At 71.9% G+C, this 5053-nt stretch carries 5 protein-coding genes and 1 pseudogene; 2 read left to right on the top strand and 4 right to left on the bottom strand.

Going from position 1 to position 5053, the window contains the following annotated elements; all coding sequences use genetic code 11:
• Positions 1–231, top strand: a 231-nt coding sequence (locus AC3XYG_RS27910; RefSeq protein ID WP_489143142.1) for a TetR family transcriptional regulator C-terminal domain-containing protein, incomplete at its 5' end; no start/stop codon positions are given.
• Positions 228–1745, top strand: coding sequence for an MFS transporter (locus tag AC3XYG_RS27905; protein WP_489143141.1), 1518 nt, complete (start codon positions 228–230; stop codon positions 1743–1745). The genes AC3XYG_RS27910 and AC3XYG_RS27905, both read left to right, overlap by 4 nt.
• A gap of 68 nt (positions 1746–1813) precedes the next feature.
• Here the strand turns inward: AC3XYG_RS27905 and AC3XYG_RS27900 are convergent, their stop codons facing one another.
• The 4 genes and pseudogenes from AC3XYG_RS27900 to AC3XYG_RS27885 form a co-directional block, all read right to left on the bottom strand.
• On the bottom strand, positions 1814–2185 hold the full coding sequence (locus tag AC3XYG_RS27900; RefSeq protein ID WP_489143140.1) for a hypothetical protein: 372 nt from the start codon (positions 2183–2185) through the stop codon (positions 1814–1816).
• 102 nt (positions 2186–2287) lie between these two features.
• A complete protein-coding gene (locus tag AC3XYG_RS27895; RefSeq protein WP_489143139.1) occupies positions 2288–3028 on the bottom strand; it encodes an SDR family NAD(P)-dependent oxidoreductase in 741 nt (246 codons plus the stop codon).
• A complete protein-coding gene (locus AC3XYG_RS27890; protein ID WP_489143138.1) occupies positions 3025–4443 on the bottom strand; it encodes an MATE family efflux transporter in 1419 nt (472 codons plus the stop codon). The genes AC3XYG_RS27895 and AC3XYG_RS27890 overlap by 4 nt, the downstream gene beginning before the upstream one ends.
• 10 nt (positions 4444–4453) lie before the next feature.
• A pseudogene (locus AC3XYG_RS27885) lies at positions 4454–5053 on the bottom strand (DHA2 family efflux MFS transporter permease subunit); the annotation flags it as partial.

Here is a 5053-nt window from a genome sequence, read left to right as displayed (position 1 = left end):
CGCAGCGACCGCGAGGTCCGGCCGGCGCTGGTCCATCTGATCGGCCGGGCCGTCGAGCGCGGCCAGGCCGACCCGGCGCTGGACCGTGAGATGGCGGCGGTCTGGCTGCTGGCGATCATCGACGGCTTCAGCGCCCGGATCGCCACCGACCCGGCCTTCGACGCCGCCGTCCTCATCGCCTCCCTGCCCCGGCTGATCCGCCGCTGCTTGAGCCCGAGCCTGTCGCCATGACGCCATCCCCCGATCTCCGCGCCAATCGCTGGGCTGTATTGCCCGTCGTCTCGGTGGCGCTGCTGCTGGTCACCATCGACGCCACGGTGCTGCACATCGCCGTGCCGACGCTGACCCTCGCCCTCGGCCCGACCGCGTCGCAGCTGCTGTGGATCATCGACATCTATCCGCTGCTGATGGCCGGGCTGCTGCTGGCCACAGGCACGCTGGGCGACCGGGCCGGGCACAAGCGCATGCTGCTGGCCGGCCTGGCGCTGTTCGCCCTGGCCTCGATCGCCTGTGCCCTGGCCGCCAGCCCCACCTGGCTGATCGCCGGCCGCGCCTTCCTGGCCATCGGCGGGGCGATGATGATGCCCGCCACCCTGTCGATCCTGCGCCTGGTGTTCGACGATCCGCGCGAACGGTCGATCGCCATCGGCGTCTGGGGCGCCGTGGCGTCCGGCGGCGCCGCCTTCGGGCCGGTGGTCGGCGGCGCGCTCTTGGAGCATTTCCCCTGGGGTGCGGTGTTCCTGATCAATGTGCCGATCGTTCTGATCGCCCTGCCCTTCGCCGCCTGGCTGGTGCCGGGCCGGCGCGGCGGCAGCCATGCGCCGTGGGACCTGCCCGGCCTGGTGCTGGCGATGGCCGGGATCATGGCCGTGGTCTATGCGGTGAAGCAGAGCACCCACACCGGCGCCGACCCCTGGATGGCCGCCGGCATCGCCCTGGGCGGCGGCGCCATGGTCGCCGTCTTCCTGCGGCGGCAGGCGCGGGCCGCGGCGCCGATGATCGACCTCAGCCTGTTCCGCGACCCCGGCATCGCCATCGCCCTGGCCTCGGCCATGGTGGCGATGATCGCGATCGTCGGCTTCGAATTGCTGCTGAGCCAGCAGCTGCAGCTGGTGCTGGGGCTGTCGCCGCTGCAGGCCGGGCTGCGGCTGGCACCGGTGCCGCTGGCGTCGTTCCTGGCCTCGCCCTTCGCCGGCAGGCTGGCGCACCGCTTCGGCTTCCGCGCCACCGCCACGGCCAGCCTGGCGCTGTCCGCCGCCGGCTTCCTCGGCATCGCGCTGCTGCCACCGGGCGAGGTGTCGGTGGCGACGATCCTCGCCTTCGTCGCCATCGGCGCCGGGCTGGGCGCGGCGATGACCGCGGCGTCGACCACGGTCATGAACGGCGCGCCGGCGCACCAGGCCGGCGCCGTCGCCTCGATCGAGGAGGTGGCCTATGAGCTGGGCGGCGGCTTCGGCGTCGCGCTGTTCGGCAGCCTGATGGCGGTGCTGTACCAGCGGCTGCTAAGCCTGCCGCCCCTGGTCGAGGCCGCGGCGCCGGCGGCCCGCCATTCGATCGGCGAGGCGCTGCTGGCGGCCGAGGCCCTGGCGGTGCCGGAGTCAGGCGCGGTCGCCGCGGCGGCGAAGACCGCCTTTTCAGCCACCTATCAGGGCGTGGCGCTGGCCGCGGCGCTGCTGCTGGCCGCCACCGCCCTGGCGGCGCTGGTCGTGCTGGCCCGGCGGCGGGCCGTGTCTCAACCGGGCTGATTTCGGGTTACGGCATCACGCTTTGCCTCTCCCGCCAGGCGGGAGAGGCTACGCGAAGCGCCAGCGCATCAGGACGTGGCTTTGCCGAAGACTTCGGAGCAGTAGACGGTGTTGCCGCCGGCGAAGACGAAATACACCATGTCCTGGGCATTGGTCAGGGCCGTGACCGTGCACACCACCGGCACGACCTCTTTGTCGGTCATGGTCTTGCTGTCGTGCCGCTCCCACACCAGCTTGCGGCCTTCTTTGCTGGCGGTGTCGTGATCCGGCGGCCCGAGGTCGGCGACCATATCCGCCCGGGGATGGTCCTGGTACGGCGCGATCCGTTCGCTGAAATTGGCCCGGGCGGCGGCGGTGATGCTGTCCACCGTCTGCGGCTCGGCGCAGGCGGCAAGCAGCAGCAGGGCCGCCGAGGCGCGGATCGTTTTCGCGAAGTGCAAGCCATCCTCCGGCGGCCGAAATCATGCGGGCCGCATCGTGAAGTCCGATGCTGCGTGTACACGCCGCACGGGGGATGGTCCAGCGGGTCAGCGGGGCCGGGGTCAGAAGGTTTCGCGGTATGGCCGCAGATCGACCTCCTGGGTCCAGGCCGAGCGCGGCTGGCGGTGGATCTGCCAATAGGTCTCGGCGATGGCGTCGAGGCCGAGCAGCCCGTCCTCGCCGCGCTCCGCCACCACCCCGGGACGCGCCCGGCGCAGGCGGTCGCCGTCGATGCCGCCGTCGATCACGACATGGGCGACGTGCAGCCCCTGGCCGCCGTATTCGCGCGCCATGCTCTGGCCGATCATGCGCAGGCCGGCCTTGGCCGCGGCGAACTGGGCATAGCCCGGCTTGCCGCGCAGGCTGGCCGAGGCGCCGGTGAACAGCACGGTGCCGCGGCCGAGCGGCACCATCCGCCGCGCCGCCTCGCGCCCGACCAGGAAGCCGGCGAAGCAGGCAACGCGCCAGAACTGTTCGAACTGGTCGGCCGTGACCTCGCGGAAATCGATGCGCTGGTTGTTGCCGGCGTTGAACACGACGAGGTCGGCCGGGTCCCGCCCCTCGCCCGGCGCCATGGCGCGGTCGAACAGGCGGATCACCAGATCCTCGCGCGTCAGGTCGACCAAGGCGGGTTCGGCGCTGCCGCCGGCGTCCAGGATCGACTGCGCCACCTGTTCGATCCGGTCCGGCGACCGGCCGGCGACCAGCACGTGATAGCCCGCGGCGGCGAAGCGCCGGCACAGGGCGGCGCCGAGGCCGAGTTCGGCCCCGACCCCGGCGACGACGGCGGTCGGCATGCTCATGGCTTTTCTCCCCGGAACCAGGCGCCGGTGCCGATGGCCGACAGCAGCAGCACGCCATAGGCGAACAGGCCCAGCGCCAGGGCCGCGAACAGCCACTCCAGCGACCCGGTCAGGCGCAGCGCCAGCCAGCCGCCAACCAGCACGATGGCGATGCGCAGGCAGCCGCCGAGCAGCGGCCAGAACAGCCGGCCCGCCCCCTGCGAGGCGAAGTACAGCGACAGGCCCATGCCGAAGAAGCCATAGGTCGGCCCGACGATGCGCAGATAGGCGCTGCCGGTGTCCAGCATGCGCGGATCGGCGCTGAACAGCGACAGCCAGGCCTGCGGCCAGATCGCCGCCGCCAGCCCGATCGCCTCGGTCACCGCGAAGGCCATGGCCGCGCCGGTCAGCGCGATGCGCAGCGCCCGGTCGGGCTGGCCGGCGCCGATATTGGTGCCGACCAGCGCCAGCACCGGGGCGCCGAGGCCGAAGACCAGCGGGATCAGCAGATATTCCAGCCGCGCCCCGGTGCCGAAGCCGGCGACCGCGTCGACCCCCGCCGTCGCCGCCACCATCGAGGTGGCGAAGACGATGGCGATGTTGGTCTGCACCGAGGTGATGGCACCGACCGTGCCGATGCCCAGGATGCCGCGGAACAGCGGCCAGCGCAGGCGCGTCGGGCGCAGCCGCGCCAGGTTCCGCCCCGACACGATGTACCAGGCCAGCACAGCGGTGCCGGCGAGGTAGTAGATCACCACGGCGACACCGCCGCCGGCGATGCCCAAAGCGGGGAATGGCCCGATGCCGAAGATCAGCAGCGGCGACAGCGGCACCAGGAACACCACGCCGCCGCAGGTGACCAGGGCCGGCACCAGCATGTTGCCGGTGCCGCGGATCGCGCTGCCCAGCCCGTTCATCAGCCACAGCAGGACGCAGCCGGCGAAGACGACGTTGGAGTAGAGCAGCGCCGCCTCCAGCTCGCCGCCGCTGCCGCCGAGCAGGCGGTAGATCGGCCGGCCGAAGACCAGCATCACGCCCATGAAGAGCAGGCCGAGGGCGATGTTGATCACCACCGCATGCAGCACCAGCGCATCGGCCTCGTCCCGCCGGCCGCCGCCGATGGCCCGGGCGATCAGCGAGGAGATGGCGCCGCCGATGGAGCCGGCCGACAGCATCTGCATCAGCATGACCGGCGGGAACACCAGCGCCATGCCGGCCAGGGCGTCGGTGCCGAGATGCGACACCCACCAGGTCTCGATCAACCCGGTCGAGGCCTGGGCCAGCATGACCAGCACATTCGGCCAGGCCAGCCGCAGGATGGTCGGCACGATCCGCCCCTGCAGCAGCATCAGCGTGCGGGCGCTGTGCACGGGCGGGGCCGGACTCGGGGGGACGACCGACGGCGCGCCGCTGGCGGCTGTCAGGGTGTCGTCCATCGCAACGGGATCAGTGCGCATCGGCTGAGGGTGCTTTCGGGGGCGCGACCTTGCGCATCAGGGGCACGCAGATGGTCGCGAAGGCGAGGCAGGCGCAGAGCACCAGGAAGGCGTCGGCATAGGTCAGGGTCTGCGCTTCCCGCATGGTCAGCGACCACAGCAGCTGCAGCGCGGCCTGGTGGCCGTGCTGGGCGTCGCCACCCAGCGCCGCGGTCTGTGCCACGGTCACCTGCTGCATCAGCTCGACCATGGCGGGGTTGGCGGGGGTCAGGTTTTCGGCCAGGCGCAGGAAATGCAGGTTGGTGCGGTCGTTCAGGATGGTGGCGCAGCCGGCGATGCCGATGGCGCCGCCCAGGTTGCGCATCAGGTTGAACAGGCCGGAGGCCAGCTTCAGCCGGTCCGGCGACAGGCCGCCCAGCGTCAGCGTCACCGTCGGCGCCACCGCGAATTGCTGGGAGAAGCCGCGCAGGGCCTGGGGCAGCAGCAATTCGCGCCAGCCCCAGTCATGCGTGATCGGGGTGAAGTTCCACAACGACACGGTGAAGCAGGCCAGGCCGAACATCATCAGCCAGCGCAGGTCGACCCTTCGGGCGAACCATGTGTAGACCGG

It is taken from the genome of Inquilinus sp., assembly GCF_057815775.1.
Note: the sequence above shows the minus strand (reverse complement) of the source record. Positions and strands in the feature narration are given on the sequence as shown.

Excerpts from the sequence above, each read along its gene's own strand:
- AC3XYG_RS27905 (WP_489143141.1), top strand. The coding sequence starts at position 228 with ATGACGCCATCCCCCGATCTCCGCGCCAATCGCTGGGCTGTATTGCCC.
- AC3XYG_RS27890 (WP_489143138.1), bottom strand. The coding sequence starts at position 4,443 with ATGGACGACACCCTGACAGCCGCCAGCGGCGCGCCGTCGGTCGTCCCC.
- AC3XYG_RS27895 (WP_489143139.1), bottom strand. The coding sequence starts at position 3,028 with ATGAGCATGCCGACCGCCGTCGTCGCCGGGGTCGGGGCCGAACTCGGC.